This window comes from Brevundimonas pondensis (assembly GCF_017487345.1).
GTDB lineage: Bacteria > Pseudomonadota > Alphaproteobacteria > Caulobacterales > Caulobacteraceae > Brevundimonas > Brevundimonas pondensis.
Genome location: NZ_CP062006.1, coordinates 3,383,516 through 3,408,974 on the forward strand (window position 1 = coordinate 3,383,516; position 25,459 = coordinate 3,408,974).

At 67.5% G+C, this 25,459-nt stretch carries 22 protein-coding genes and 1 pseudogene; 17 read left to right on the top strand and 6 right to left on the bottom strand.

Features of this window, described 5'->3' with window-relative positions; translation table 11 throughout:
• Positions 1-135: 135 nt before the first annotated feature.
• The 5 genes from katG (at position 136) to IFE19_RS16710 (ending at position 7,918) form a co-directional block, all read left to right on the top strand.
• Positions 136-2,349 (top strand): catalase/peroxidase HPI, encoded by a 2,214-nt coding sequence (katG, locus tag IFE19_RS16690; RefSeq protein WP_207824294.1) that lies wholly within the window; start codon positions 136-138, stop codon positions 2,347-2,349.
• A gap of 101 nt (positions 2,350-2,450) precedes the next feature.
• A complete protein-coding gene (locus tag IFE19_RS16695; protein ID WP_207824295.1) occupies positions 2,451-3,338 on the top strand; it encodes a hydrogen peroxide-inducible genes activator in 888 nt (295 codons plus the stop codon).
• 114 nt (positions 3,339-3,452) lie between these two features.
• Positions 3,453-4,178, top strand: coding sequence for a DUF4272 domain-containing protein (locus IFE19_RS16700; protein ID WP_207824296.1), 726 nt, complete (start codon positions 3,453-3,455; stop codon positions 4,176-4,178).
• Positions 4,179-4,320: 142 nt separating this feature from the next.
• Complete coding sequence (gene acnB, locus IFE19_RS16705; protein ID WP_207824297.1) at positions 4,321-6,903, top strand: bifunctional aconitate hydratase 2/2-methylisocitrate dehydratase; 2,583 nt, start codon at positions 4,321-4,323, stop codon at positions 6,901-6,903.
• A gap of 190 nt (positions 6,904-7,093) precedes the next feature.
• Positions 7,094-7,918 carry a DUF7946 domain-containing protein gene (locus tag IFE19_RS16710; protein ID WP_207824298.1) on the top strand — a complete coding sequence of 275 codons (825 nt, stop codon included), beginning with the start codon at positions 7,094-7,096 and terminating at the stop codon, positions 7,916-7,918.
• Positions 7,919-8,038: 120 nt separating this feature from the next.
• Here IFE19_RS16710 and acnA read toward each other — a convergent pair whose 3' ends face one another.
• Entirely contained in the window at positions 8,039-10,765 is a 2,727-nt protein-coding gene (gene acnA / locus IFE19_RS16715) for an aconitate hydratase AcnA (RefSeq protein ID WP_207824300.1), read from the bottom strand.
• 198 nt (positions 10,766-10,963) lie between these two features.
• Between acnA and ccmA the strand changes: the two genes are divergently transcribed.
• Complete coding sequence (gene ccmA / locus IFE19_RS16720) at positions 10,964-11,587, top strand: heme ABC exporter ATP-binding protein CcmA (protein ID WP_207827714.1); 624 nt, start codon at positions 10,964-10,966, stop codon at positions 11,585-11,587.
• Positions 11,584-12,249: a heme exporter protein CcmB gene (gene ccmB, locus IFE19_RS16725; protein ID WP_207824302.1), complete on the top strand. Its 666-nt coding sequence runs from the start codon at positions 11,584-11,586 to the stop codon at positions 12,247-12,249. The genes ccmA and ccmB overlap by 4 nt, the downstream gene beginning before the upstream one ends.
• A 6-nt stretch (positions 12,250-12,255) precedes the next feature.
• On the opposite strand, the gene IFE19_RS16730 is transcribed toward ccmB, so the two are convergent.
• Genes IFE19_RS16730 through IFE19_RS16740 form a run of 3 tightly spaced genes read right to left on the bottom strand, consistent with a single transcriptional unit; the run spans position 12,256 to position 13,716 of the window.
• The gene (locus IFE19_RS16730; protein WP_207824304.1) at positions 12,256-12,846 is read right to left on the bottom strand and encodes a Smr/MutS family protein; all 591 of its coding nucleotides are present in this window, start codon (positions 12,844-12,846) and stop codon (positions 12,256-12,258) included.
• A 1-nt stretch (position 12,847) separates the two neighbouring features.
• Positions 12,848-13,084 carry a helix-turn-helix domain-containing protein gene (locus tag IFE19_RS16735; protein ID WP_207824307.1) on the bottom strand — a complete coding sequence of 79 codons (237 nt, stop codon included), beginning with the start codon at positions 13,082-13,084 and terminating at the stop codon, positions 12,848-12,850.
• Between the two features lie 23 nt (positions 13,085-13,107).
• The gene (locus tag IFE19_RS16740) at positions 13,108-13,716 is read right to left on the bottom strand and encodes a DUF2975 domain-containing protein (RefSeq protein ID WP_207824309.1); all 609 of its coding nucleotides are present in this window, start codon (positions 13,714-13,716) and stop codon (positions 13,108-13,110) included.
• A 455-nt stretch (positions 13,717-14,171) separates the two neighbouring features.
• On the opposite strand from IFE19_RS16740, the gene rdgB reads away from it, so the two are divergent.
• Both rdgB and hemW read left to right on the top strand, forming a co-directional pair.
• Positions 14,172-14,774 (top strand): RdgB/HAM1 family non-canonical purine NTP pyrophosphatase, encoded by a 603-nt coding sequence (gene rdgB, locus IFE19_RS16745; protein WP_207824311.1) that lies wholly within the window; start codon positions 14,172-14,174, stop codon positions 14,772-14,774.
• Positions 14,767-15,921 carry a radical SAM family heme chaperone HemW gene (hemW, locus tag IFE19_RS16750; protein ID WP_207824312.1) on the top strand — a complete coding sequence of 385 codons (1,155 nt, stop codon included), beginning with the start codon at positions 14,767-14,769 and terminating at the stop codon, positions 15,919-15,921. The genes rdgB and hemW overlap by 8 nt, the downstream gene beginning before the upstream one ends.
• Before the next feature lie 4 nt (positions 15,922-15,925).
• Here the strand turns inward: hemW and IFE19_RS16755 are convergent, their stop codons facing one another.
• Positions 15,926-16,615 (bottom strand): alpha/beta hydrolase, encoded by a 690-nt coding sequence (locus IFE19_RS16755; RefSeq protein WP_207824314.1) that lies wholly within the window; start codon positions 16,613-16,615, stop codon positions 15,926-15,928.
• A 120-nt stretch (positions 16,616-16,735) separates the two neighbouring features.
• Between IFE19_RS16755 and rsmI the strand changes: the two genes are divergently transcribed.
• The 5 genes from rsmI to IFE19_RS17950 all read left to right on the top strand — a co-directional run bounded on the left by rsmI (position 16,736) and on the right by IFE19_RS17950 (position 20,671).
• Positions 16,736-17,611, top strand: coding sequence for a 16S rRNA (cytidine(1402)-2'-O)-methyltransferase (gene rsmI / locus IFE19_RS16760; RefSeq protein WP_207824315.1), 876 nt, complete (start codon positions 16,736-16,738; stop codon positions 17,609-17,611).
• Positions 17,608-18,036 carry a YraN family protein gene (locus tag IFE19_RS16765; RefSeq protein ID WP_207824318.1) on the top strand — a complete coding sequence of 143 codons (429 nt, stop codon included), beginning with the start codon at positions 17,608-17,610 and terminating at the stop codon, positions 18,034-18,036. Before rsmI ends, IFE19_RS16765 begins: the two co-directional genes overlap by 4 nt.
• Positions 18,033-18,845 carry a SirB1 family protein gene (locus IFE19_RS16770; protein ID WP_207824320.1) on the top strand — a complete coding sequence of 271 codons (813 nt, stop codon included), beginning with the start codon at positions 18,033-18,035 and terminating at the stop codon, positions 18,843-18,845. The genes IFE19_RS16765 and IFE19_RS16770 overlap by 4 nt, the downstream gene beginning before the upstream one ends.
• Positions 18,846-18,940: 95 nt before the next feature.
• Positions 18,941-19,891, top strand: coding sequence for a glutathione synthase (gene gshB / locus IFE19_RS16775; protein WP_207824322.1), 951 nt, complete (start codon positions 18,941-18,943; stop codon positions 19,889-19,891).
• A gap of 678 nt (positions 19,892-20,569) precedes the next feature.
• Positions 20,570-20,671, top strand: coding sequence for a helix-turn-helix domain-containing protein (locus tag IFE19_RS17950; protein ID WP_263972848.1), 102 nt, complete (start codon positions 20,570-20,572; stop codon positions 20,669-20,671).
• Between the two features lie 29 nt (positions 20,672-20,700).
• On the opposite strand, the gene IFE19_RS16785 is transcribed toward IFE19_RS17950, so the two are convergent.
• Positions 20,701-20,895, bottom strand: coding sequence for a hypothetical protein (locus IFE19_RS16785; RefSeq protein ID WP_207824324.1), 195 nt, complete (start codon positions 20,893-20,895; stop codon positions 20,701-20,703).
• Between the two features lie 236 nt (positions 20,896-21,131).
• Here IFE19_RS16785 and IFE19_RS16790 point away from each other — a divergent pair.
• The 3 genes and pseudogenes from IFE19_RS16790 to IFE19_RS16800 form a co-directional block, all read left to right on the top strand.
• Positions 21,132-22,091 (top strand): annotated as a pseudogene (locus tag IFE19_RS16790) (YifB family Mg chelatase-like AAA ATPase); the annotation flags it as partial.
• A 54-nt stretch (positions 22,092-22,145) separates the two neighbouring features.
• The gene (locus IFE19_RS16795) at positions 22,146-23,681 is read left to right on the top strand and encodes a response regulator (RefSeq protein ID WP_207824326.1); all 1,536 of its coding nucleotides are present in this window, start codon (positions 22,146-22,148) and stop codon (positions 23,679-23,681) included.
• A gap of 44 nt (positions 23,682-23,725) precedes the next feature.
• Complete coding sequence (locus tag IFE19_RS16800; protein WP_207824328.1) at positions 23,726-25,447, top strand: AmpG family muropeptide MFS transporter; 1,722 nt, start codon at positions 23,726-23,728, stop codon at positions 25,445-25,447.
• The last annotated feature ends 12 nt before the right edge of the window (positions 25,448-25,459 follow it).

Below are 25,459 nucleotides of genomic sequence, written 5' to 3' on the forward strand. Positions count from 1 at the left end.
AGCTTGACGATCTGGCCGCGGCGCCAAGCCTCACCATAACTTTTCCTGCTGGTTGGTCTAAAGTTTATCGATTTTCCTTCGGCGCGGAACCGGGCGTAGGCTCGAGGCCTAAACAAGCCAGGCAGGAGGAAAGTCATGGACGGACAAGCAGGCGGCCCCACCCCTCTCAATGATCCCAAGAAGGAGCCGGGCGCGCTGCGTTCGCTTCTGGGGCGCACCAACCGCGACTGGTGGCCCAATCAGATGGCCATGGACATCCTGCATCAGCAGGGCAAGTCGGGCGACCCGATGGGCGACGACTTCGACTATGCAGCGGCCTTCAAGTCGCTGGACCTGGCGGCGGTGAAACGCGACCTGACCGCCCTGATGACCGACAGCCAGCCCTGGTGGCCGGCGGACTATGGCCACTACGGCCCCTTCTTCATCCGCATGGCCTGGCACTCGGCGGGCACCTATCGCACAGGCGACGGACGCGGCGGCGCGGGCGCGGGTCAGCAGCGCTTCGCCCCGCTCAACTCCTGGCCGGACAACGGCAACCTGGACAAGGCGCGCCGCCTCCTGTGGCCGATCAAGCAGAAGTACGGGGCAAAGCTGTCCTGGGCCGACCTGATGATCCTGGCCGGCAATGTCGCCATCGAGAGCATGGGCGGGCCGGTCTTCGGCTTCGGCGGCGGCCGTGCCGACGTCTGGGAGCCGGAGAAGGACGTCTACTGGGGCACCGAGGAAAACTGGGTCGGCGACGAGGGCAATCAGACCCGCATCCAGCCTGACAAGAACATGGCCCTGGAGGAGCCCCTGGCGGCGATCCAGATGGGTCTGATCTATGTGAACCCGGAAGGTCCCGGCGGCGTGCCCGAAGCCCTGGCCTCGGCCCGCGACATCCGCGAGACCTTCGCCCGCATGGGCATGAATGACGAGGAGACGGCCGCCCTGACCGCTGGCGGCCACACCTTCGGCAAGGCCCATGGCGCCGGCGACGCCTCCAAGGTGGGTGTCAGCCCCGAGGGCGCCGATATCGCCCAGCAGGGCCTGGGCTGGATCTCGGGTCATGAGAGCGGCATCGGCGACGATACCATCACCTCGGGCATCGAGGGCGCCTGGACGCCGACGCCGATCACCTGGGACATGACCTATTTCGACATGCTGCTGGACCACGACTACGAACTGGTCCGCAGCCCGGCGGGCGCCAAGCAGTGGCAACCGATCGGCAATCCGCCCGAAACCCTGGCTCCGGCCGCCCATACGCCCGGCAAGCGCGTGCCGACGATGATGACGACGGCCGACATGGCCTTCAAGATCGACCCGATCTATCGCCCGATCATGGAGCGGTTCCGCGCCGATCCGGCCTATTTCGGCGACGCCTTCGCCCGCGCCTGGTTCAAGCTGTGCCACCGCGACATGGGGCCCAAGGCCCGCTACCTCGGCCCGGACGTGCCGGCCGAGGACCTGATCTGGCAGGACCCGATCCCTGCTCATACGGGGGCCAAGCTGTCTGAGGCCGACGTCAAGGCGCTGAAGGCCGCCATCGCCGCCTCGGGCCTGTCGGTCGCCGATCTGGTGTCGACGGCCTGGGCCTCGGCCGTGACCTATCGCGGCTCGGACCATCGCGGCGGCGCCAACGGCGGACGCCTGCGCCTGGCCCCGCAAAAGGACTGGGACGTCAACGAACCGGCCAGACTGGCCCGCGTCCTCAAGGTCTATGAGGACATCCAGGCGGCGTCGGGCGCCAACGTCTCCATCGCCGATCTGATTGTCCTGGGCGGCGTGGTCGGGGTCGAGCAGGCGGCCAGGGCCGGCGGTCATGATGTGACGGTCCCCTTTACGCCCGGCCGCACGGACGCCTCGCAGGAACAGACGGACATTGACGGCTTTGCGGTGTTGGAGCCGCGCGCCGACGGCTTCCGCAACTATCTGCAGGTCCGCTTCAACGTCCCGACCGAGGAGCTGCTGATCGACCGGGCCCAACTGCTGGGTCTGACGGCGCCGGAGATGACGGTCCTGGTCGGCGGCCTGCGGGTCATGGGGGCCAACCACGGCGGCTCGACCCATGGGGTCCTGACCAACCGGCCGGGCGTGTTGTCGAACGACTTCTTCGTCAATCTGCTGGACATGAAGACGGGTTGGAAACAGGTCGACGACAGCGCCGACGAGGTCTTCACCGGCAATGACCGCGCCAGCGGCGAGGCGCTGTGGACCGCCACCCGCACCGATCTGGTGTTCGGCTCCAACGCCCAGCTGCGCGCCCTGTCCGAGGTCTATGCCTCGGCCGACGCGGGCGAGAAGTTCGTCCGGGACTTCGTCGCGGCCTGGACCAAGGTCATGAACGCCGACCGGTTCGACCTGAACTAGACCATAGGGGGCGCCGTGGGCCGATCGGTTCGCGGCGCCTTTCTTCATCAATGGTTTCGATTGTCTTTGAAAACACCATAGGTCGCGCCTATGTGGGGCGAATGCTCCCCACCCTGCGACAGCTCCATTATCTCAAGCTCCTGGCCGAGCACGCCTCCTTCAGCCGCGCGGCCGAGGCGGCGCACGTCAGCCAGCCGGCCCTGTCGGCGGGGGTGCAGGAACTGGAGAAGATCCTGGGCGCCCCCGTGGTCGAACGCACGCGCGGCGCGGTCCAACTGACCGCCGTCGGCGCCGAGGCGGTCAAGCGCGCCGAGGACGTTCTGGCCCGCACCGAAGACCTGGTCGAGGCGGCGCGCAATGCGGGCAAGCCCCTGTCGGGCCGGTTCCGCCTCGGCGTCATCCCCACCGTCGCCCCCTTCCTGCTGCCGCGCGCCCTGCCCGGCCTGCGCGACCGATACCCGGCCCTGCGCCTCTTCATCCGCGAGGACCTGACCCCGCGCCTGATCGCCGGGCTGAAGGCGGGCCAGCTGGACGCCGCCGTCATCGCCCTGCCGTATGAGGCGCCGGGCATCGACCACGCCCGCATCGGCGACGACGAAATCCTGGCCGCCGCTCCGGTCGGCCACCCGCTGGCGGGCGCCGGACCCATCCCCGAGGGAATGCTCAAGGCCGACGACCTGATCCTGCTGGAAGACGGCCATTGCCTGCGCGATCAGGCCCTGGCCGCCGTCAACATCGAGGCCCCGCGCGGCGAGGACGTCTTCGCCGCCACCTCCCTGCACACCCTGGTGCAGATGGTGTCCTCGGGTCTTGGTGTCAGCTTCCTGCCGCAGATGGCGGTGCAGGCCGGTCTGGCCGACAACCCCGGCGTCGTGATCCGCCCCATCTCCGCCGACGCCCCCCGTCGCGAGATCGTCGTCGCCTGGCGCGCCGGCTCCAGCCGCGCCGCCGAAGCCCGCCTGCTGGCCGAGGCCCTCAAGCTGGACTGAGGCGGCGAGGACCCATTCTGGACGCCGTCCCCCTTCTTTCGTGTTTCTCTGTTCCGCGTTACGTCTTCGCAGTCGATGGCGGGGAGGGATGACATGGGCTGGTTGAGTAGGCTGTTGGGCAAGCGTGACGATGCAATCCGTGCAAAAACGCCGATCCTTGCGTCCGTAACCATTCCCGACCGTGACGAAGCTCCGATGGTTTATGGCGACCAGCCTGTGCGTAAACAGTGGGCCGAATCCGTTCTTTATGCCCAAGGGGTGCCGATCAACCCCCACCTGCCGATGATCGAAAGTGAAGCTCAGATTACGCTGCGCACGCCGCGTGAAATCGCGGATCGCTTGCGCGCCGTATCGATTATCGCCGCTCGGGGATCCGGTCTGCCCTTAGCCGACGCACGCCGTTTTATTGATGAGCGCGGCATTGACCCGCATCTTACTCCCGCCGAGCGCGCCTTCCTCGACACGCCTGAACCGACAATGCGAGATCAAATCCAGTTTTCTTGGAGGCATGAGGCGGCCTGGGTATTGCTGTGGGCATTACGGCATGTGGAGGGACAACTGGGGGCACCGCGTGAAACCTGCGACGTCGATGCCATGACCGACATCATCATTAACGTTCCCGATCTCGGTCGTGATGGTGTGCGATCCGCCAACGACATCCTTAATGAGGCGGATTTGGTTTACCGCTATCACTGGGCAATCCGCCAAGCTGGTATTGATGGTCAGGCGCCTCCGGCGGATTTGGACCCCGGGGTGGTGCTGGAGCGCCACTACGCGCTGAACTGGTTGATCGGCTACGGCGGCAATGCCGATTGGGACGACGTTACGACGGACACCTGAAGCAGGAATGCCCTACGACGGAGGTCGAAGGCCGAACCGACCCCCTTCCCTTGCGACCCCAACCCTTATGTGGGAAAGGCCACGCGCGGTTTTGGCGGCCGACGGGCCGGTCATGCCGCGACTGGACCAAGGAAGGCCGCTCATGCTCGAAACCTATCGTCTTCACGTCGCCGAACGCGCGGCCCTGGGCATTCCGCCGCTGCCGCTGTCGGCCGAGCAGACCGCCGACCTGATCGAGCTGATCAAGGCGCCGCCGGCGGGTGAATCCGAGCAGGAGCTGCTGGACCTGCTGACCCATCGCGTGCCGCCCGGCGTGGACGACGCGGCCAAGGTCAAGGCCTCCTTCCTGTCGGCCGTGGCCCACGGCGACTTCGCCGTGCCGTCGCTGTCGCGCGAACGCGCCACCGAGCTGCTGGGCACCATGGTCGGCGGCTATAACGTCAAGCCGCTGATCGACCTGCTGACCGACGCCGTGGTCGGCGCCGTCGCCGCCGAGGGTCTGAAGAAGACCCTGCTGATGTTCGACTTCTTCCACGACGTCGCCGAACTGGCCAAGGGCGGCAACGCCAACGCCCAGGCCGTGCTGAAGTCCTGGGCCGAGGCCGAGTGGTTCACGTCGCGCGACAAGGTCGCCGACAAGATCACCGTCACCGTCTTCAAGGTCACGGGCGAGACCAACACCGACGACCTGTCGCCGGCGCCCGACGCCTGGTCGCGCCCCGACATTCCGCTGCACTACCTGGCCATGCTGAAGAACAAGCGTGACGGCATCACGCCGGAGCAGGACGGCGTGCGCGGCCCGATGTCGTTCATCGAGGACCTGAAGGCCAAGGGCCATCTGGTCGCCTATGTCGGCGACGTGGTCGGCACCGGTTCGTCGCGCAAGTCGGCGACCAACAGCGTCATCTGGGCCACCGGTCAGGACATCCCCTTCGTGCCGAACAAGCGCTTCGGCGGCGTGACCCTGGGCGGCAAGATCGCCCCGATCTTCTTCAACACCCAGGAAGACAGCGGCGCCCTGCCGATCGAGGTCGACGTGACCAGCCTGAACATGGGCGACGTCATCGACATCTATCCCTATGAGGGCAAGATCGAGAAGGACGGCCAGAAGATCGCCGACTTCGAGCTGAAGTCGCAGGTCCTGCTGGACGAAGTGCAAGCCGGCGGCCGCATCAATCTCATCATTGGACGGTCGCTGACCGCCCGTGCGCGCGAGGCCCTGGGCCTGGCCGCCTCGACCGAGTTCCGCCTGCCGGTCACCCCGGAAGACAGCGGCAAGGGCTTCACCGTGGCCCAGAAGATGGTTGGCCGCGCCTGCGGTCTGCCGGAAGGCCAGGGCATCCGTCCGGGCACCTATTGCGAACCGCGCATGACCACGGTCGGCTCGCAGGACACGACCGGCCCGATGACCCGCGACGAGCTCAAGGACCTGGCCTGCCTCGGCTTCTCGGCCGACATGGTGATGCAGTCCTTCTGTCATACCGCCGCCTATCCCAAGCCGGTCGACGTCAAGACGCACCGCGAACTGCCGCAGTTCATCTCCAACCGCGGCGGCGTGGCCCTGCGTCCGGGCGACGGCGTGATCCACTCCTGGCTGAACCGCCTGCTGCTGCCCGACACCGTCGGCACCGGCGGCGACAGCCACACCCGCTTCCCCATCGGCATCTCCTTCCCGGCCGGTTCGGGCCTGGTGGCCTTCGGCGCCGCCACCGGCGTCATGCCGCTGGACATGCCCGAGTCGATCCTGGTCCGCTTCAAGGGTGAGATGCAGCCCGGCATCACCCTGCGCGACCTGGTCCACGCCATCCCCTACTACGCCATCCAGCAGGGCCTGCTGACGGTGGCCAAGGCGGGCAAGGTCAACGCCTTCTCGGGCCGCATCCTTGAAATCGAGGGCCTGCCGGACCTGAAGGTCGAACAAGCGTTCGAACTGACCGACGCCTCGGCCGAGCGTTCGGCGGCGGGTTGCACCGTCAAGCTGAACAAGGAGCCGATCATCGAGTACATGACCTCGAACATCGTGCTCATGAAGAACATGATCGCCGACGGTTACGCCGACGCCCGCACCCTGCAGCGCCGCATCGACGCTATGGAGGCCTGGCTGGCCGCGCCCAACCTGCTGGAGGCCGACGCCGACGCCGAGTACGCCCACGTCATCGAGATCGATCTGGCGGACGTGAAGGAGCCCATCCTGTGCGCCCCCAACGACCCCGACGACGCGCGCCTGCTGTCGGCGGTGCAAGAGACCCCGATCGACGAGGTCTTCATCGGCTCGTGCATGACCAACATCGGCCACTTCCGCGCCGCCTCGCTGCTGCTGAAGGGCAAGAAGGACATCCCGACCCGTCTGTGGGTGGCCCCGCCGACCAAGATGGACGCCTCGGAGCTGACCAAGGAGGGTCACTACTCGACCCTCGGCGGCGCCGGCGCCCGCATGGAGATGCCGGGCTGCTCGCTGTGCATGGGCAACCAGGCCCAGGTGAAGGAGGGCGCGACCGTGGTCTCGACCTCGACCCGCAACTTCCCCAACCGTCTGGGCAAGGGCTCGAACGTCTACCTGGCCTCGGCCGAACTGGCCGCTGTCGCCTCCAAGATGGGCCGCATCCCCACCGTGGCCGAATACATGGCCGAGATGGGCGTCATCGACGCCGACCGCGACGAGGTCTACCGCTACATGAACTTCGACCAGATCCCCGAATACGCGGATCGCGTCGCGGCCGAATAAGGCGGACGACAGTCTGAAAAAGAGAAGGGCCGGCGGAGCGATCCGCCGGCCCTTTTTTCAGGAATGCCCCACGCGATCCTCAGGAATTTCATGGATTTCTCCGGCAAGATTAGCCATGCGTCCCGCATAGAAGCTTGACCATTCTTGACCTCTGCCAGAGCATACTCTTTGCGAGAGTGGGGATGGCAACATGACGGATGCGATTGCGCAGCACGCGCTTAAGCTACGCTTCAGTGGTGGAGAAGCTGAACGCCGTGGCCTCGACCTTTATGATGGTTCGAATTCGTTTTACGGCTTTGCGCAGGCGATCCAGATTGTGGTTCACGCCTACATGACTGGTGAAATCGTGAGCCGGGCCACAGCACTAAAGGGTGCCGAAATCTACTTCGGCGCGCCCCGAAGGGGGAGCGTGGTATTCGACATCATCACTGTGATCGAGAAGTATCCCGCGACCGCCGGAATCGCTGGCGCAGCCTTCTACGATTTTGTGAAGGTCGCGTTCTCTAAAGCTGTGGGAATGCTGAACACTAAGCCCGAAACTCCCAGCGTTCAGAAGGTCGACGTAGACGATACTTTCTTTGATCAATTAGCTGAAACACTAGAAGGCAGCCTTCGTCGCGCCCATAGGGCGATTGATCACGGTGTCCCCTTGGTCACACTCGAAAGGCCGCGCTCAACGCTTGTCACGTTCGATACTGCCACCAGCGAGTGGGTGAACACTCGTGATGAAAATCCTAAGGTGGAGGAATTCAGCGGCAATATCACGCGATATAACGCTCTGAGCGGAAACGGCCGCGCGTACGTTCGAGAGCTCAAAAGAGTCATCCCCTTCAGACCAGGTGGCAATTTCCCCGAAAGCAAGCGAGGCCACCTCACCTGGTCGCTTCATGGAAACACCATCTCTGCAGGCAAGGAACTAAAACTCTGGGCCTCAAAAATTGAGTCCGCCCGAGGGGAACCGAAGCGCCTGATTCTGGCCGACGTAGCCCAAGTACGTTCAACTTCAGAGGAATAAGGTGCAAGCAACTAGGGCAGCGGGGCAATGGATTTGCCCGCGATCTAGTCGAACTTACGCTTGAAAAAGGCCGGTGGATCGCTCCACCGGCCTTTCCAGTCTTTAGCCTGAAGCCTCGCCTTATTCGGCGGCGGCGGGCGCCTCGGCTTCCGGGCCGCGGGCCAGGTTGCGCAGGACGTAGGGCATGACGCCGCCAGCCAGCAGGTAGTCCAGCTCGGTCTGGTTATCGATGCGGCAGCGGACCGGGAAGCGGGCCATCTTGCCGTCCGACGGACGGAACATCTCGACCCACAGGTCCTGACGCGGCTTCAGCTTGCCGATGTTGACGTCGGTCAGGCCGCGGATGGTGACGATCTCCTCGCCGGTCAGGCCCAGCTTCTGCCAGCCGTCCTGCTTGAACTGCAGCGGCACCACGCCCATGCCGACCAGGTTCGAGCGGTGGATGCGCTCGTAGCTTTCGGCGATGACGGCGCGGACGCCCAGCAGGCGGGTGCCCTTGGCCGCCCAGTCGCGCGACGAGCCGGTGCCGTATTCCTTGCCGGCGAAGACGACCAGGGGACGGCCTTCCGACTGGTAGCGCATGGCCGCATCGTAGATCGACATGGTGTCGCCCGACGGGAAGTGCCTGGTGACGCCGCCCTCGATGTCCGGGGTGATCTTGTTGCGGATGCGGATGTTGGCGAAGGTGCCGCGCATCATGACTTCGTGGTTGCCGCGGCGGGCGCCGTAGCTGTTGAAGTCCAGGGCGTCGACGCCGTGGTTGGTCAGATAGACGCCAGCGGGCGAGGCCTTCTTGATCGAACCGGCCGGGCTGATGTGGTCGGTGGTGATGCTGTCGCCGAAGATGCCGAGGATGCGGGCTTCCACGATGTCGCTGACCGGGGCCGGCTCCATCGACAGGCCTTCGAAGTAGGGCGGGTTCTGGACGTAGGTGGAGGTATCCTCCCACTCATAGGTCTGGCCGCCGGTGACCTTGATGGCCTGCCAGTGCTTGTCGCCCTTGAAGACGTCCTTGTAGCGCTTGGCGAACATGGCCGGGGTGACCGACTTCTTCTGGATGTCGGCGATCTCCTGCGAGGTCGGCCAGATGTCCTTCAGGAAGACGTCCTTGCCCTTCTTGTCCTGACCGATGGCGTCCTTGGTGATGTCGATGCGCATCGAACCGGCGATGGCGTAGGCCACGACCAGCGGCGGCGAGGCCAGGTAGTTGGCCTGGACGTCCGGGTTCACGCGGCCTTCGAAGTTGCGGTTGCCCGACAGGACCGAGGTCGCGACCAGGCCGTTGTCGTTGATCGCCTTCGAGATGGCCGGGTCCAGCGGGCCCGAGTTGCCGATGCAGGTGGTGCAGCCGTAGCCGACCAGGTTGAAGCCCATGGCGTCCAGATCCTTCTGGAGGCCGGCGTCGGTCAGATAGTCGGTGACGACCTGCGAGCCGGGGGCCAGCGAGGTCTTGACCCAGGGCTTGACCTTGAGGCCGAGCGCGTGGGCCTTGCGTGCCACCAGACCGGCGGCGATCAGGACGCTGGGGTTCGAGGTGTTGGTGCACGAGGTGATGGCGGCGATGACCACGTCGCCGTCGCCGACGGTGAACTTCTCGCCTTCGACGGCGGCGCGCTCGGCGTCGGTCGGGCGGCCGAAGACGTCGGCCAGGGCGGTCTCGAACGACGGGGCGGCGACGGTCAGTTCAACGCGGTCCTGCGGACGCTTGGGACCGGCCAGCGACGGCACGACCGTCGAGATGTCCAGCTCCAGCACGTCGGTGAAGACCGGGTCTTCCGAGGTCTCGTCGATCCACAGGCCTTGCGCCTTGGCGTAGGCTTCGACCAGGGCGACGCGCGCCTTGTCGCGGCCGGTGGCCGTCAGATAGTCGATGGTCGCGCGCGACACCGGGAAGAAGCCGCAGGTGGCGCCGTATTCCGGGGCCATGTTGGCGATGGTGGCCTGGTCTTCGATGGTCATTCCGGCGATGGCGTCGCCGAAGAATTCCACGAACTTGCCGACCACGCCCTTCTTGCGCAGCATCTGGGTGACGGTCAGCACCAGGTCGGTGGCGGTGGCGCCTTCCGGCAGCTTGCCGGTCAGCTTGAAGCCGACGACTTCCGGGATCAGCATGGGGATCGGCTGGCCCAGCATGGCCGCCTCGGCCTCGATGCCGCCGACGCCCCAGCCCAGAACGGCCAGGCCGTTGATCATGGTGGTGTGGCTGTCGGTGCCGACGACGGTGTCGGGATAGGCGACGGTCTTCTTGCCTTCGTCCAGGGTCCAGACGGTCTGGGCCAGGTTCTCCAGGTTGACCTGGTGGCAGATGCCGGTGCCGGGCGGCACGACGCGGAAGTTGTTGAAGGCCGACGAGCCCCAGCGCAGGAAGTTGTAGCGCTCGATGTTGCGCTCGTACTCGCGCTCGACGTTCTGGCCGAAGGCCTTGGCGTTGCCGAAGTGGTCGACCATGACCGAGTGGTCGATGACCAGGTCGACGGGGACCAGCGGATTGATCTTGGCGGCGTCGGCGCCCAGCTTGGCCATGGCGTCGCGCATCGCGGCCAGGTCGACGACGGCGGGAACGCCGGTGAAGTCCTGCATCAGCACGCGGGCCGGACGGAAGGCGATCTCGTGCTCGACGGCGCCCTTGTTCTCGATCCAGGCGGCGACGGCCTTCAGGTCGTCCTCGGTGACCGAGACGCCGTCCTCGTTGCGCAGCAGGTTCTCCAGCAGCACCTTCATCGAGCGCGGCAGACGGGAAATCCCGGCCAGACCGGCTTCCTCGGCGGCCGGAAGGCTGTAATAGGCGTATTTCTTGCGCCCGACCGAAAGGTCCTGACGGGTCTTGAGGCTGTCAATCGACGGCATGGAGATAAGTCCTCTGACTAACGCCGCCCGACAATTCGGTTGCGCCTTCGCGCGCTGGACGCCGGGGCGCACAGGTCCCGGGCGCGCGCGGCGAAAGCCTGCTGCGGCGCTTGCGGATATAGTCCTGTGCGGGGAAGCCGTCCATGTATCCACAACGCGGTCATGGACATCGAGAATGGTTCGCAAGTCGGCGGGGTCATGCTGAAGACGGTCGACATCGAGGGCCTGAGCCTGTCGCGCGGCGAGCGGAATCTGTTCCGGGGCCTGTCGCTGCGCCTTTCGGCGGGCGAGGCTGTAGCCCTGACCGGGGCCAACGGGGCGGGCAAGACCAGCCTGCTGCGGGCCGTGGCGGGCTTCATCCGCCCCGATGCGGGGACGATCACTTTTGGCGGCGCGGACGGTGAGGCGCTGGATGCGGAGGCCGCGCGGCAGGGCGGCGTCCACCTGCTGGGCCACCTCGAAGGGCTGAAGCCGACTCGGACCGCGCGGCAGGAGTTCGACTTCCAGACGGCCTGGCTGGGCGGAAGCGACGCGGCGCGCGAGGCGGCGACTGCGCGCCTGTCGCTGACGCCCCTGCTGGATCTGGAGACGAGGAAGCTGTCGGCGGGGCAGAAGCGCCGCCTGTCGCTGGCCCGGCTGGTGGCCGCGCCGCGCGCCCTCTGGCTGCTGGACGAACCCCTGGCCCCGCTGGATGAGCGTTGGCGCGCGGTCGCGGCCGAGCTGATGGCGGCGCATCTGGCGTCGGGCGGGATGATTCTGGCGGCGGTGCATGACCCCCTGCCCGTCCCGGCGCGCAATCTCGACCTTGGGGGTCTGGCGTGAGGGCGGTGCGCGTCCTGTTTGGCCGCGAGCTGTCGCTGGCCTGGGGCGGCGGCGGCGGGCCCCTGCTGGCCTGCGGCTTCATGCTGTGCCTGACCGCCATCCTGCCGCTGGCGGCGGGCGGCGATCCGCGCGTCCTGGCGCCGGCGGCTTCCGGCGCCAGCTGGATGGCCCTGGCCCTGGCTTCGCTGCTGTCGCTGGAGCGTCTGTTCGAGCGTGATCTGGAGGATGGGGCGCTGGACCTGCTGTCGCTCGGCCCCGTGCCGCTGGAGGCGACGGTGGCGATCAAGGCCCTGGCGCAGTGGTTGGCCACGGGTCTGCCGCTGGCTCTGGCCGCCCCGATTGCGGCGCTGGTGCTCGGGCAACCGGCCCATTTGATCGGGCTGACCGCGCTGGCGGCGGCCATCGGCGGTCTGGGCTTCGCCTTCACCGGGGCGCTGGGCGCGGCTCTGGCGTTGGGGGCCAAGCGCGGCGGCCTGCTGATCGCGGTGGTGGTGCTGCCGCTGTTCATTCCGCCGGTGGTGTTCGGGGCGGGCGCCCTGACGCGGGCGGCGGGCGGCGGCGATCCCCTGTCGGCCCTGGCCCTGTTGGGCGCCTATGTCCTGTTCGCCGTGGTCATCGCGCCCGTCGCCGGAGCGGCGGCGATCCGCAACGCTCAGGGGTAGTCTGGTTCAGCGCGGCTTCAGCGTGACGTAGAGGGCGCCGTCGCCGCCGTGGCGGCGGTGGGCTGAGGCAAAGCCGGACACCACGCCGCGCAGGTGCGGCCCGGTCAACCAGTCGTGCACCGAGCCGCGAATGACCCCGCCGCCGCGTCGTCCCTGCCCGGTGATGACCAGAACCGAGCGCAGGCCGCGCATCTGGCAACCGATCAGGAAGCCGCGGAGCTGGTCCTCAGCCTCGAAGCGGCCGAAGCCGTGCAGGTCGATGCGCGCCTCGATGGGATCGCGCTCGCGCGACAGGCGGCGCTGGCGGCGTGGCTCCAGTTCTTCAGGTGTTGGCCGGGCGCGGGTCGGCGTCGGCTTGGCGGGGGCGACGATGCCGAGGGTCTCGAAGCTGGGCGTCTGATCGGGGGCGTTGCGCTTCTTGCCGGCGACGCCGCGCGCGGGCCTGGCCGTGGCGGGCGGGGTCTCGGAATCAGGCAGGACCGCGCCGGGGGTGACGCGAGCGGCCTTGCGACGCGCGGGCGGGGTCACCGTCCCGGTGACCCGGGCCCAGATGCGCTTGTCGTCGTCATTGGAGTCTGAAGGGCCTTTGCGGGCCACCTCAGTCCTCGGCGTCGTTGAAGGCGTCGCCGGGTCCCGGCTCATGGGCCAGCAGATCGCCCGGCTGGCAGTCCAGCTCGCGGCACAGGGCGTCCAGGGTCGAGAAACGCACGGCGCGCGCCTTGCCGGTCTTGAGAATCGACAGATTGGCCACGGTCACGCCGACACGGTCGGCGAGCTCTGTCAGCGACATGCGCCGTTCGGCGAGAATACGGTCAAGTTGGACGCGGATGGCCATGGGTGGAGCTTAGCGTTTTCAGATCAGATCGTCAGTTCGGATTCGCGGCGCAGGCGGGCGCCTTCGCGGAAGACCTCCGCCAGGACGAAGACGACGAGGATGGAGAAGACGGGGGTGAGCAGGTCGCTGACGCCTTGCGGCTCCATGACGCCGGGGGCCAGACGGGCGGCCACCAGGCCCTGCGCCAGCCAGACGCCGCCGGTCACGACGGCGAGGATCAGGCCGATCTGGCGCAGACGTCGCACATTTTCGGGTTGGAAGGGGTCGCCCAGGGTCAGGGTGCGAAAGATCTTTCGCAGGCCGCGCAGGATCATCAGGAAGCCGCCGAAATAGGCGGTGATGGCCCCGACGCCGAACAGCAGCAGGGGGCGGGTCAACGGCATCTGGCGGCCATCGGCGCCGTCGCTGACCGTGACGTTCAGATTGTCGATGGGAATGAAGATGGAGGCGATCCAGAGCAGCAGCAGAACGCCGGTGATCAGGGCCAGAAGGATATAGGCCACATCCAGCGCGATCTTTAGCAGGCTGGACACGGAGCCTGGCCCCAGGGTGCGCAGATTGGGAGTGCGCAGGTTGCCGCCCGTCAGGCGCGGCGCACGAATCCCGATGGAAGCCAGTTTCGGGAGGTGCATGTAGTCAGGTCTCTGGCCGGGTGTTCAGGCGGTGGTCGCCGCGCGGGGTCCGGGAACCCTCACGCGGCGCTATTCTTCGCGGTGTTCATGCTGATCGTCAAAGCCCCCATTTGCCCGCTTGGGCGATCCAGAGCCGGATCACAGGCTCTGGATGATCAGGGCGACGGCGGCGGTGGGCAGGGCGGCCAGCAGCATGGCGTTGAAGAAGCCGTGGCCGACGCGGTCCATCCAGATCGAGGTTTTCATCGCTTGCATCGTATCTCTCCGTTGTTGCACGATTTTCGTGCGTTTCTGATATGTCGCTGGATGAACGTTGCGTTTTGTTCGCTTCGTTTGAACGGTGCGACCTCCGTTCTTGAGATTGAAGATGCGACATGCCCCGTCGAAAAGCACGTTACATATCGTTTAACGATGTTAAACTTCCGCAATGCATCGGACGGGACTAAGGTGACCGCATGAATCTCAAGCTGATCAAGGGGATGCGGCTGGTGGCCGCGACCCACAATCCGGGCAAGGCGCGCGAGATCGAGGCCCTGCTCGACGGAAATTACAGGATCGTCACGGCCGGCAGCCTGAACCTGCCCGAACCGGACGAGACCGAGAGCACCTTTGTCGGCAACGCCATGCTGAAGGCGCGTCATGCCGCCGAGGCCTCGGGCGAGGTGGCCCTGGCCGACGACTCCGGTCTGTCGGTTGCGGCCCTGGACGGGGCGCCGGGCATCTTCTCGGCGCGGTGGGCCGGGCCGGGCAAGGACTTCGCCGTGGCCATGAAGAAGGTCGAGGAGCGGCTGGAGGAGATCGGCTCGACGGATCGCCGGGCCTGGTTCACGTCTGCGCTTGCGGTGGCCTGGCCCGACGGCCCCTGCGTGGTGGTCGAGGGTCGCCTCGACGGGGAGCTGGTTTTCCCTCCGCGCGGCGACGGCGGGCATGGCTACGATCCCATCTTCAGGCCGGAAGGCTCGGACAAGACCTTCGCCGAGATGGCGGACGTCGAAAAGGATGCAATCAGCCACCGCGCCCGCGCCTTCGCCCGGCTCAAGGCGGCGCTGATTGACTGAGGCCCCGTCCTCCTCTCTGGCGCTCTATATCCACTGGCCCTACTGCGCCCGCATCTGTCCCTATTGCGACTTCAACGTCGTGCGCGACCGGGGCCGGGTCGAGGAGCAGGCCGGGTTGGTTCGGGCCATCCTGGAGGACATGGAGGCGCAGAGCCGTCTGGTCGGCCCGCGCCGTCTGGCCTCCATCTTCTTCGGCGGCGGTACGCCCTCGCTGATGCCGCCCGAGGCCGTGGCGACGGTGATCGCACGGGCCAGGGCGCTCTTCCCTCCTGACGGCGACATAGAAATCACGCTGGAGGCTAACCCGACCGACGCCGAGGCGGGGCGCTACACCGCCTTGGCGGAGGCGGGAATCAACCGCCTGTCGATGGGGGTGCAGTCGTTCGACGACGCCGCGCTGAAATTTCTCGGCCGCGACCATTCGGCGGCGGAGGCCCGGCGCGCGGTTCAGACGGCGGCTGCGGCCTTCCCGCGTCTGTCGATCGACCTGATCTACGCCCGTCCCGGGCAATCCGTGGCCGACTGGACGGCGGAGCTGACCACGGCGCTGGACCTGGGGTTCGAGCACATCTCGCCCTATCAACTGACCATAGAGCCGACGACGGCCTTCGGCCGGGCCTTCGCGCGCGGAACCCTGAACCCGCCGGACGAGGATCTGGCCGCCGCCCTTTATGAAGCCACCCAGACCGTGCTCGAGGGGGCGGGGTTCGAGGCCTATGAGGTGTCCAACCACACTCGCGACGTCGCGGCCCGGTCCAGCCACAACCTGCACGTCTGGCGCGGCGGCGACTATCTGGGCCTCGGTCCCGGCGCGCACGGGCGGTTGACCCTGACGGGCGAGCGAACCGCTACCGTCGCCCACCGCCGTATCCCTGACTATGTCGCCGGTGTCGCTGCTGGAACGCCCTGGGTCGAGCAAGAGACGCTGGACCCGCAGGGCGCGGCCGAGGAGTTGGCGCTGCTGGGGCTGCGAACCGTCGAGGGGGTGTCTTTGACCACCCTGCAGACCCTGAGCCTGTCGGATCAGACGGGGCCTCTGGCCGATCTGCTGGCCGATGGTTTTCTGACCCTGACCCAGGGGCGGGTCGCAGCGACGGCGTCCGGGCGTCCGGTGCTGGACGCCGTGCTGCGGACCCTTCTGACCTAGGTCGTCAGATCGCCGCGACGGCTTCCTCGATCAGGTCGGAAATCTCGACAGGATGCGAGGCGAGCGAGGCGTGGCTGGCGTCCAGGGTGATGATCTTGCGGGCGTTCATCCGCGCCGACATCCGTTGCTGGTTGGTCGGAGCGATCATGTGGTCCTGGCTCGAGACCTGATACCAGACCGGCTTCTTGCGCCAGGCGGGATCGGTGACCGCGTCGCCGAAGGTGGTGGCCAGAGGCGCCTTCTGGGTCACCGCCATGACCAGGGCCTCGTCCGCCGTCAGGTCCTGGCAGAAGCTCTCATGGAACTTGTCCGGCTTGACCCACAGATAGCCGTCGCTGTCGGGGGCCAGATTGGGGGCGGCCGACGGCGGGTCCTGCTGGGTGATGCCGCCGGGGCTTTCGCCCGCATCGGGGGCGAAGGCGGCGACATAGACCAGGCCCGCCACGTTCGGCAGGTCGCCCGCTTCAGACAGCACGGCGCCGCCGTAGGAGTGGCCGACCAGGATGACGGGGCCTTCCTGCTGACGCACCATCTTGCGGACCCGCTCGGCGTCGTCGGCCAGCGAGGTCAGCGGCATTTCGACGGCGTGCAACGAGGTGTAGCCGCGCCGGCTCAACTCCGTGATGACCTTGGCCCAGTGGGCGGCGCCGCCCCAGAAGCCGTGGACGAGGACAATGGCGGTGGATTTGGACATGGGTTCGTTTCCTAAGCTTGGCGGTTTCTTCGCCGCTCGGACACATGAGCGCCTCAATCTGAACGGGGTTCCCGGAACTGGCGGGTTTCGCGGCGCCATGACGCCCTCTAGGATGAGACCATGTCTTTAGACGCCTCCCTGTTCCCCCCGACCGCCCCGCCCGCGCGTTCCGTCGCGCCGGGCCTCTATCTGGTGGCCACGCCCATCGGCAATCTGCGGGACATGACGCTGCGGGCGCTGGACGTCCTGGCCGCCGCCGACCTGGTCCTGGCTGAAGACACCCGCGTCACGGCCAAGCTGCTGACCGCCTATGGCCTTCGCGCCAAGCTGGAACGCTGCGACGACCACGCCTCGGCGCGCGCCGCCGAGATCGCCGTCGAACGGCTGAAGGCGGGCGAGGTGGTGGCCCTGGTTTCCGACGCGGGCACGCCCCTGGTGTCCGATCCCGGCTATGTCGTGGCTCGCGCCGCCATCGCCGAGGGCCTGCCGGTCCATCCCGTTCCCGGCGCCTCCAGCCTGCTGGCGGCGCTGTGCCTGGCGGGCCAACCCGCCGACCGGGTGTTGTTCGCCGGCTTCCTGCCGCCCAAGTCGGGGGCGCGCAAGACCATGCTGGAGGAGTTGCGCACTGGACGTCAGACCCTGGTCTTCTTCGAGAGCGGCCCGCGTCTGAAGGACAGCCTGACCGACATGGCCGAGGTCCTGGGCGACCGCCCCGCCGCCGTGACCCGCGAACTGACCAAGCTCTATGAGGAGGCCGTGCGCGGCACGCTTTCGGACCTGGCCGCCGACCCGCGCTGCGACGCGCCCAAGGGCGAGATCGTCGTCGTCGTCGGCCCGGGCGAGGCCGAGGTCGCCAGCGCCCCCGACGCCGATGCGGCCCTGACCGAGGCCATGACCCGCCTGCCGCCAGGCGAGGCCGCCGCCGAGGTGTCCAAGGCGCTGAACCTGCCCAGAAAGCCCCTCTACAAGCGGGCGCTGGAAATGCAGGGCCGGTGAAATCCCGTCTGCGGCTTCCCTCGTCGTCGCGTCGGCCTAAAGCAGGCTGGCGTCAGGCGCTGGGCGGACGCTCGCACCGGGAAGGCCACGCCGCCGAATGGATCGCCGCCGTCTGGCTGATGTTCAAGGGTTATCAGATCCTGGCCTTTCGCCTGAAGGGGCGCGGCGGCGAGATCGACATCCTGGCCAAACGCGGGCGCACCCTGGCGGTGGTCGAGGTCAAGCGGCGGCGAACCCTTGAGGCCGCCATCCTGTCTCTGGGACCGGATCAGCACGCCCGACTGTCGGCCGCCGGGCAGGCCATGGCTCGCGGTCGGCCCTCGCTGCAAGGCCTGACTCTGCGGATTGATATGGTGGCGCTGGCTCCTGGACGCTTTCCGCGTCATCTTCGCGGCGTCACGATCACAGGAGCGGACATCGGGTGACTCGCGAGGACGCCGAGATCATTCTGGCCCAGGCGGGAACCGCCGAGGACGAGGGTTTTCCGCTGCTCGAATGCGCTCTCGCCTGCGCCATTCACGACTACCCGTTCCGGGATCCCGAACCGGTCCGTCTGATGGCCGATCACGCAGCGCAACGACTGAAGGAGCGCGCGGCCAATGAAAGTCCCGACGACGCCCTGACCGAGACCATGGCCGCCGACTTTCGTCTGAATGGCGACCTGCTGAACTATGAGCATCCCGGCAACACTGACGTGATCGACGTGGCAGAACGGCGGCGCGGCTTGTCGGCGGCCCTGGTGGTCTTCTATCTGGACGCGGCGCGCCGCGCGGGCCTGAAGGCGGCGGCCGTGGACTTTCCCGGCCACGTCCTCTTGCGGGTCGAGACGCCCGAGGGCCCAGTGGCCCTGGACCCCTTCAGCCAGGGACGTCTGGTCCTGCCCAGCGAACTGACGCGCCGCGCCCTTCTGGCCGGTCTGACGCCGCACGTAGCGGACCGACTGGATCTGCTGATGGCCCCGGTCAGCGACCGCCAGGCCCTGATCCGGCTGCAGAACATTCTCTTCACCCGCGCCCTGCGCCTGGAGGACTATGAGGGCGCCGAGCGCTCGGCCCTGCGTCGCGCCCTGCTGGACCCCGACGACCACAGGCCGTGGCTGGACGTGGCCGCGGCCCGAGAGAAGCAAGGCGCCTTGACTGGCGCCCTGGAGGCCCTGTCGCGGGCGCGCCGTCTGGGCGATCCGGCAGACGCCTGCCGCGTCAGCATGGATCGGGTGCGGATGCGTCTGAACTAGGTCTGACGGCTGAAGCGAGGGCAAAGAGAGGCGAGCGCCCTTGCGTCGGGGCTTATCGCCGCGCATCTGCAAAGCTCAGACGTGAAAGGACATCCATGCTGAAAGTCGCCATCCAGATGGACCCGCTCGAGGCGGTGAACGTCGAGTCCGACACCACCTTCCTGATGGCTCTGTCGGGTCAGGCGCGCGGGCACAGGCTGTGGGTCTACGACTTCCGCACCCTGGCGCTGGACGAGGGCCGCCTGTTCTGTCGCGCCCGTCCGGTCACGGTGAACGCGGTCCAGGGCGAGCACGCCGACTTCGGCCCCGAGGTGGTTCTTGACCTGGCCGAGGACGTGGACGTCATCCTGATGCGTCAGGACCCGCCCTTCGACATGGCCTATGTCACCGCCACCTATCTGCTGGAGCGGGTGCATCCCAAGACCCTGGTGGTCAACAACCCGGCCGAGGTGCGCTCGGCGCCCGAGAAGCTGATCGCCACCCTCTTCCCCGGTCTGCAGCCGCCGACCCTGGTGTCGTCCGATCCCGTCGCCCTGGTCGACTTCCACCGTCGTCACGGCGACGTGGTGCTCAAGCCCCTGCACGGCGCCGCCGGTTCGGGCGTGGTGCGGCTGAAGGCCGACGACCCCAATCTGGAAGCCCTGATCGAGATCCACGCCGCCGGATCGCGCGACCCCCTGGTGATCCAGAAATTCATCCCCGCCGTGTCCAAGGGCGACAAGCGCATCATCCTGATCGATGGCGAGGCCGTGGGCGCCATCAACCGCATTCCGGCCAAGGATCAGGTACGCTCCAACCTGCGCGTCGGCGGCACGGCGGCCCCGGTGGAGTTGACCCCGCGCGATCTGGAGATCTGCGCCGCCATCGGTCCCTATCTGAAGGAACGCGGCCTGATCTTCGTCGGCATCGACGTGATCGGCGACTACCTGACGGAGATCAACGTCACCTCGCCCACGGGCGCGCAGCAGATGCTGAAGTTCAGCGGCGTCGATGCGACGGCCCTGATGTGGGACGTGGTCGAGAAGAAGAAGGCCGAAGCGGCCTGAGGTTGGTCGCGTAACAACGCTCTTGCAGTCCCTATAGGTTCGTGATTTGTTCCCTTTCGGTCAGCGGGAGGGAGCCCATGCTTGCGCGGGTGGTGACGGTCGCCTTCGACGGGGTCGAGGCGCGACGGGTCGATGTCGCGGTGCAGCAGGTGTTCCATTCGCCCGCGTCGTGTAGCTTGGCATTGGAGGCGGCTAAATGGACTACGAGAAGAACGGCGAGGATTACGTCGCGCGCGCCGAAGACGGCAGCGTGGCACTTCGATATCGGAAGGTCCCTAGGGATGACTTGGCAACCCACCCAGGACTGGCTTCTCGAAGTCCCGGCCGCCCTGTCGATCGCCTTGTCCGTGAACTACGTCCAGAGAGGCGTGCGACGACTCGACCCCAGCATTCGGTCTGGTCGTTTGCTGGTGCCCGCAACAGCGGTAGCTGCGATCCAAGCCGTTTTGGAAAAACGACCGAACGCTGCTCTCCTATGGGCGAGGATTGAGGGCATCGAGTTTTCTACCGCCCGATCTCGGCAGGCATTCGAAGGGGCTCACGCTGTCAGTCCTGGCAGCAGTGGCCCAGTGGGAGCGAGATGAGAACATTTTGCGGCAGAGGGCTGGGATCGCGGCCGCGAAGGCCGCCGGGAAATACCGGGGCCGCGCCCCCACGGCACGCGCGAAGACGTCCGAGGTGCTGCGTCTCAAGGCCGAGGGGAAGACGGTCGCCCAGATCGCCCAGACCGTGGGGATCAGCCGTGCGAGCATCTACAGAGCGTTCGCCGAGACCGTCTGACCATGAGGCGGCCCACGGTCCACAAACGGTCAGAATAGCCGTCCTGGGCACCGTGGAACCCATTCCTGACCGATGTGGTCGCCCCAGCGCAGCTTGAACAATACGGCCGCTTCATCATCCGCGCAGCCGACACGGAAGAAGCCGAGGCCGCGACTGCCGAAGAACTGGTCGGGGAAGTCGTCCAGCCAGTCCTCCAGGTCGGCCAGCAGATCGGATTCGCTCATCACCTCCTCGGGGGTTTGGAAGGCCCAGACCTCGAAGACGTGCATGTCTGCCGCTGGGCAGCGCGTGTCGTCGAGGAAGGCAAGCGCGTCAGGAACTGAGGCCATAACCCCAGTGTCGAGGAGTCGGTATCCGGAAGTCGATATCTTCGGCAACTCGCCCGTGGCCACGGTTCGAAGCCACGGGTTGAAGAGCCGTCCTGCCCACCGTTAGCGACCACGATCTCCCGCGAATAACAGGACCCACCTTGCTCTTCATCGGCCCGCCCGGTTCAGGCAAGTCGATGATGGCCCAGCGTCTGCCCGGCCTCTTGCCGCCGCTGACGTCGCAGGAACTGCTGGAGACCTCGATGGTCTGGTCGGTGGCCGGTCTGATCCAGCGCGGCGCCCTGACCCGCGACCGGCCCTTCCGCGCCCCGCACCACTCCGCCTCCATGGCGGCCCTGACCGGCGGCGGGCTGCGGGCCAAGCCGGGCGAGGCGTCGCTGGCCCACAACGGGGTCCTCTTCCTCGACGAACTGCCGGAATATTCGGCCCAGGCGCTGGACAGCCTGCGTCAGCCGCTGGAGACGGGCGAGATCGTGGTGGCCCGCGCCAACGCCCATGTCCGCTATCCGGCGCGGTTCCAGCTGGTGGCGGCGATGAACCCCTGCCGCTGCGGCCTCGGCGGATCGGGACGCGGCGCCTGCGGCAAGGCGCCCCGCTGTCAGAAGGATTACCAGAACCGCATCTCCGGCCCGATGTTCGACCGCATCGACCTGACGGTCGAGACCCCGCCGGTCACCGCCGCCGACATGGCCCTGCCCGCCCCCGCCGAGGGCACCGCCGAGGCCGCCGCCCGCGTGGCGACGGCGCGCGCCCAGCAGGAGGAGCGTGTTCGATCGGCGGGCTTTGACCCCGAAAGGGCGCGCGACCAGGCGATCAACGCCCGCGCCTCGGGCGAGACCCTGGACCGCTTCGCCGCGCCCGACGATGCGGGCCGCGCCCTGTTGATGCGGGCGGGCGAGGCCGGCGGGCTGACGGCGCGCGGATGGACCCGCACCCTGCGGCTGGCGCGCACCATCGCCGATCTGGACGGTTCGACCGGGGTGTTGCGCCGCCACGTCGCCGAGGCCCTGATGTATCGCCGCACGACGGTCGGAGCCCAGGGCGATTTCGACCGCCAGACCGCGCATCGCAGTGAGGCGCCCGCCTTCTGAGACCCGCAGTTCTTGTTCGGCCACGCTTAACCCTTGGGCGCTAGAGTCCTCGGCATGGGACAGGCACGCAGAACGCACGCACCGACCAAGATCGCCGCAGCCGCGCCGTCGGATGCGCCGGAACAGCAGTTCCTGCGCCTGATGAGTCATGAGATGCGCACGCCCCTGAACGGGGTGATCGGCATGCTGGGCCTGTTGTCGCGAACCAGGCTGGATGGGGCGCAGCGCGCCTATGCCGAGGCGGCGCAGAAGTCGGCCGAACACCTGCTGGGCCTGGTCAACGACCTGCTGGACTTTGCTCGGTTGGAGGCGGGGGCTCTGGAGTTCGACGCCGCCCCTGTCGACCTGGAGGGCCTGACGCGCGGCGTGGCCGAGCTGCTCAGCCCCAAGGCCCACGACAAGGGGCTGGAGATCGTCTGGTCCGTCGCCGCCGACGCCCCCGACGTGATCGCGGACGAGGGCCGATTGCGTCAGGTCCTGTTCAATCTGGCGGGCAACGCCGTGAAATTCACCGACCGGGGCGGAGTCCGCCTGACGGTCGAGCGCGCCGGCGGAACCGCCACGCGTCCGCGCCTGGCCTTCGTCGTTGACGATACGGGCCCCGGCGTGCCCGAAGAGGCGCGGGTCCGCATCTTTGACGAGTTCGGCCACGCAGACGCCTCGGACGCCGCCCGCTTCGATGGCGCCGGCCTGGGTCTGGCCGTGGTCCGGCGTCTGGCCCAGGCCATGGGCGGGACCGTCGCTGTGTCCGACCGGCCTGACGGCCCCGGCGCCCGTTTCCGCTTTGAGGCTCCCTTCCCAGTGGCGGCTGACGCTGCGCCGCGCGCGCGCCCTCTGGACAGCGTGGTCGTGGCGGTGCGCACGCCCGATCCCTTCGTGCGTCAGGCGGCGACGGCCCAGATCGAGGCCTCGGGCGGTCGCGTCGCGCGTCAGGCGGGCGTCACCCTGATCGACCACGCCATGGCCGAGGACGGCGCCTTGATGGTGCCCCCGTCGCAGGGCGAGGCCATTGTTCTGTTGAAGCCCAGCGAGCGTGATCTGGTCGATCGCTATCGCGCGGCGGGGTTCCACGGCTATCTGATCAAGCCTCTGCGCCGGGCCTCCCTGGCTGAGCGGGTTCTGGCGGCGGCGGGCCGTCGCAAGGGTTTGACCGTGGCGGTGGGGCGGGCTCAGGACGACGACCGCGTCACCCCTGTCGCCTTCAAGGGGCTGCGCGTCCTTCTGGTCGAGGACAATCCGGTCGGCGCCCTGTTGGCCAAGACCCTGTTGCGCCGCGAGGGTTGCGTGGTCCAGACGGCGGCTGACGGCCATGAGGCCCTACTGACGCTGAAGGAAGCTCGCTTCGATCTGATCTTCATGGACATGAGGATGCCGCGCATGGACGGGCCGGCGGCGGCGCGGGCGCTGCGGGCGCGAGGCGAGCGCACCCCCATCGTCGCCCTGACCGCGAACGCCTTCGCCGAGGACCGGATCGCCTGTCTGGAGGCGGGCATGAACGACCATCTGACCAAGCCGTTGGAGGCCGACGCCCTGCGCGCCGCCCTGACCCGCTGGACGAACGTCGGCAACCGCGCCAAGGTCGGGGCCTAGCTACCACGACCGCCCGTTTCCGGCGGCGTCCGCCGGAGACCTGCATGACCGATCCCAAGACGCCCGCCGCCGCGCCCGCCAAGGGGCTGGCCGGGCTCGCCGTCTATGGCGAGCGCCGCGTCTTCGTCATGCTGCTGCTCGGTTTTTCGGCCGGCCTGCCCAATCTGCTGATCTTCGACACCCTGTCGGCCTGGCTGCGCGAGAGCGGCCTGTCGCTCTCCGTGATCGGCTTCTTCGCCCTGGCCACCATCTCCTATTCGCTGAAATTTGTCTGGGCGCCGCTGATCGACCGGACCAAGATTCCGATTCTGACCAAATACCTCGGCCATCGCCGGTCATGGATGCTGGTGACGCAAGCCGTGGTGATCTTCGGCCTTTGGTCGATTTCGGGCCTGAACCCGGCGACGTCGCTGATGCAGGTCGCGGCCTTCGCGGTTCTGGTCGGTTTCTTCGGCGCCACCCAGGACATCGTCATCGACGCCTGGCGGATCGAGGCGGCTGACGACAGCCGCCACGGAGCCATGGCCGCCGCCTATCAGATGGGCTACCGCGTCGCCCAGATCGTGGCCGGGGCCGTGCCCTTGGTCCTGGCCGACCTCTATAACTGGAACCTGTCCTACGCCGTCATGGCGGGACTGATGGCCTTCGGCGTCATCGGCGTCCTGTTCGCCCCGCGCGAGAAGGCCCACGCCGTCCGACCGATCCCGGTCGCCGACGTGCCGTCGCGGCCCCGGCTGGAGATCGTCGAATGGATCGCCCGACTGGCGATCATCGGCGTCGCAGCCCTGATCATGGGCTCGGGTCTCAGCGGCCAGGCGGGGCCGCTCAATGGCCTCCTGGGTCTGTTCGGCTTGTCGCCCGAGGGCCAGGCGGCGATCAGCGACGCCTGGGCGGCCAAACCCGAAGGGGTCTATCTGCAGGTCGTCTCCGTGTTCGGCGGCCTCGGCCTTCTGGTTCTGGCCTGCTGGCCGATCCCCAGGGTTCGCACCCGTCCAGGGGCCTATCTGGCCGGGTCGTTCGGCGAGCCGCTGAAGGATTTCTACAAGCGCTTCGCCGGTGTGGCGACGCTGATCCTGGCTCTGATCTGCGTCTATCGCCTGGCCGATTTCGTGCTCAACATCATGAACCCCTTCTACCTGGACCTGGGCTTCACCAAGACCGAGCTGGCCGAGGTGCGCAAGGTGTTCGGCGTCATCGCCACCACGGTCGGCGTCTTCGTCGGCGGTTGGTCCGTGGCGCGTCTGGGGCTGATCCGCACCATGGTCATCGGCGCTTTCATGAGCCCGGTGTCCAACCTGGTCTTCGCCTGGCTGGCGACCCAGGGGCCGGAGATCAGCGCCCTGTTCGTGGCCATCGGCGTGGACAACCTGGCCACCGGCTACGCGGGCACGGCCCTGATCGCCTATATGTCCAGCCTGACCAGCATCGGCTTCACCGCCACCCAGTACGCCCTGTTCAGTTCGCTGTACGCCCTGCCGGGCAAGCTGATCGCCTCGCAGTCGGGGCGGGTGGTCGAGGCCTCGGCGCGCGCGGCGGAAAGCGGCGGTCTGTTCGCGCCGTTGAAGGCCCTGTTCGCCAACCTGCCCGCCGGGTCTCTGGTGCAGGGCGCGACGACCAGCGGCGTCACCCCTGCGGCCCTGGGGGCGGGCTATGTCGTCTTCTTCCTCTATTCGACGGTGATCGGTGTCTTCGCCATTATCCTGGCCTTCGTGGTCGCCGCCAAGCAGACGGCGCTTCAGGCCAAGAATGCAAAAGGGGCGGCCTAGAGAGGCCGCCCC

What these genes read in the sequence shown, in the direction of transcription:
- katG (WP_207824294.1), top strand. Translation starts at nt 136, where the DNA reads ATGGACGGACAAGCAGGCGGCCCCACCCCTCTCAATGATCCCAAGAAG.
- IFE19_RS16695 (WP_207824295.1), top strand. Translation starts at nt 2,451, where the DNA reads ATGCTCCCCACCCTGCGACAGCTCCATTATCTCAAGCTCCTGGCCGAG.
- acnB (WP_207824297.1), top strand. Translation starts at nt 4,321, where the DNA reads ATGCTCGAAACCTATCGTCTTCACGTCGCCGAACGCGCGGCCCTGGGC.
- IFE19_RS16710 (WP_207824298.1), top strand. Translation starts at nt 7,094, where the DNA reads ATGACGGATGCGATTGCGCAGCACGCGCTTAAGCTACGCTTCAGTGGT.
- acnA (WP_207824300.1), bottom strand. Translation starts at nt 10,765, where the DNA reads ATGCCGTCGATTGACAGCCTCAAGACCCGTCAGGACCTTTCGGTCGGG.
- ccmA (WP_207827714.1), top strand. Translation starts at nt 10,964, where the DNA reads ATGCTGAAGACGGTCGACATCGAGGGCCTGAGCCTGTCGCGCGGCGAG.
- IFE19_RS16735 (WP_207824307.1), bottom strand. Translation starts at nt 13,084, where the DNA reads ATGGCCATCCGCGTCCAACTTGACCGTATTCTCGCCGAACGGCGCATG.
- IFE19_RS16740 (WP_207824309.1), bottom strand. Translation starts at nt 13,716, where the DNA reads ATGCACCTCCCGAAACTGGCTTCCATCGGGATTCGTGCGCCGCGCCTG.
- rdgB (WP_207824311.1), top strand. Translation starts at nt 14,172, where the DNA reads ATGAATCTCAAGCTGATCAAGGGGATGCGGCTGGTGGCCGCGACCCAC.
- IFE19_RS16755 (WP_207824314.1), bottom strand. Translation starts at nt 16,615, where the DNA reads ATGTCCAAATCCACCGCCATTGTCCTCGTCCACGGCTTCTGGGGCGGC.
- rsmI (WP_207824315.1), top strand. Translation starts at nt 16,736, where the DNA reads ATGTCTTTAGACGCCTCCCTGTTCCCCCCGACCGCCCCGCCCGCGCGT.
- gshB (WP_207824322.1), top strand. Translation starts at nt 18,941, where the DNA reads ATGCTGAAAGTCGCCATCCAGATGGACCCGCTCGAGGCGGTGAACGTC.
- IFE19_RS16785 (WP_207824324.1), bottom strand. Translation starts at nt 20,895, where the DNA reads ATGAGCGAATCCGATCTGCTGGCCGACCTGGAGGACTGGCTGGACGAC.
- IFE19_RS16795 (WP_207824326.1), top strand. Translation starts at nt 22,146, where the DNA reads ATGGGACAGGCACGCAGAACGCACGCACCGACCAAGATCGCCGCAGCC.
- IFE19_RS16800 (WP_207824328.1), top strand. Translation starts at nt 23,726, where the DNA reads ATGACCGATCCCAAGACGCCCGCCGCCGCGCCCGCCAAGGGGCTGGCC.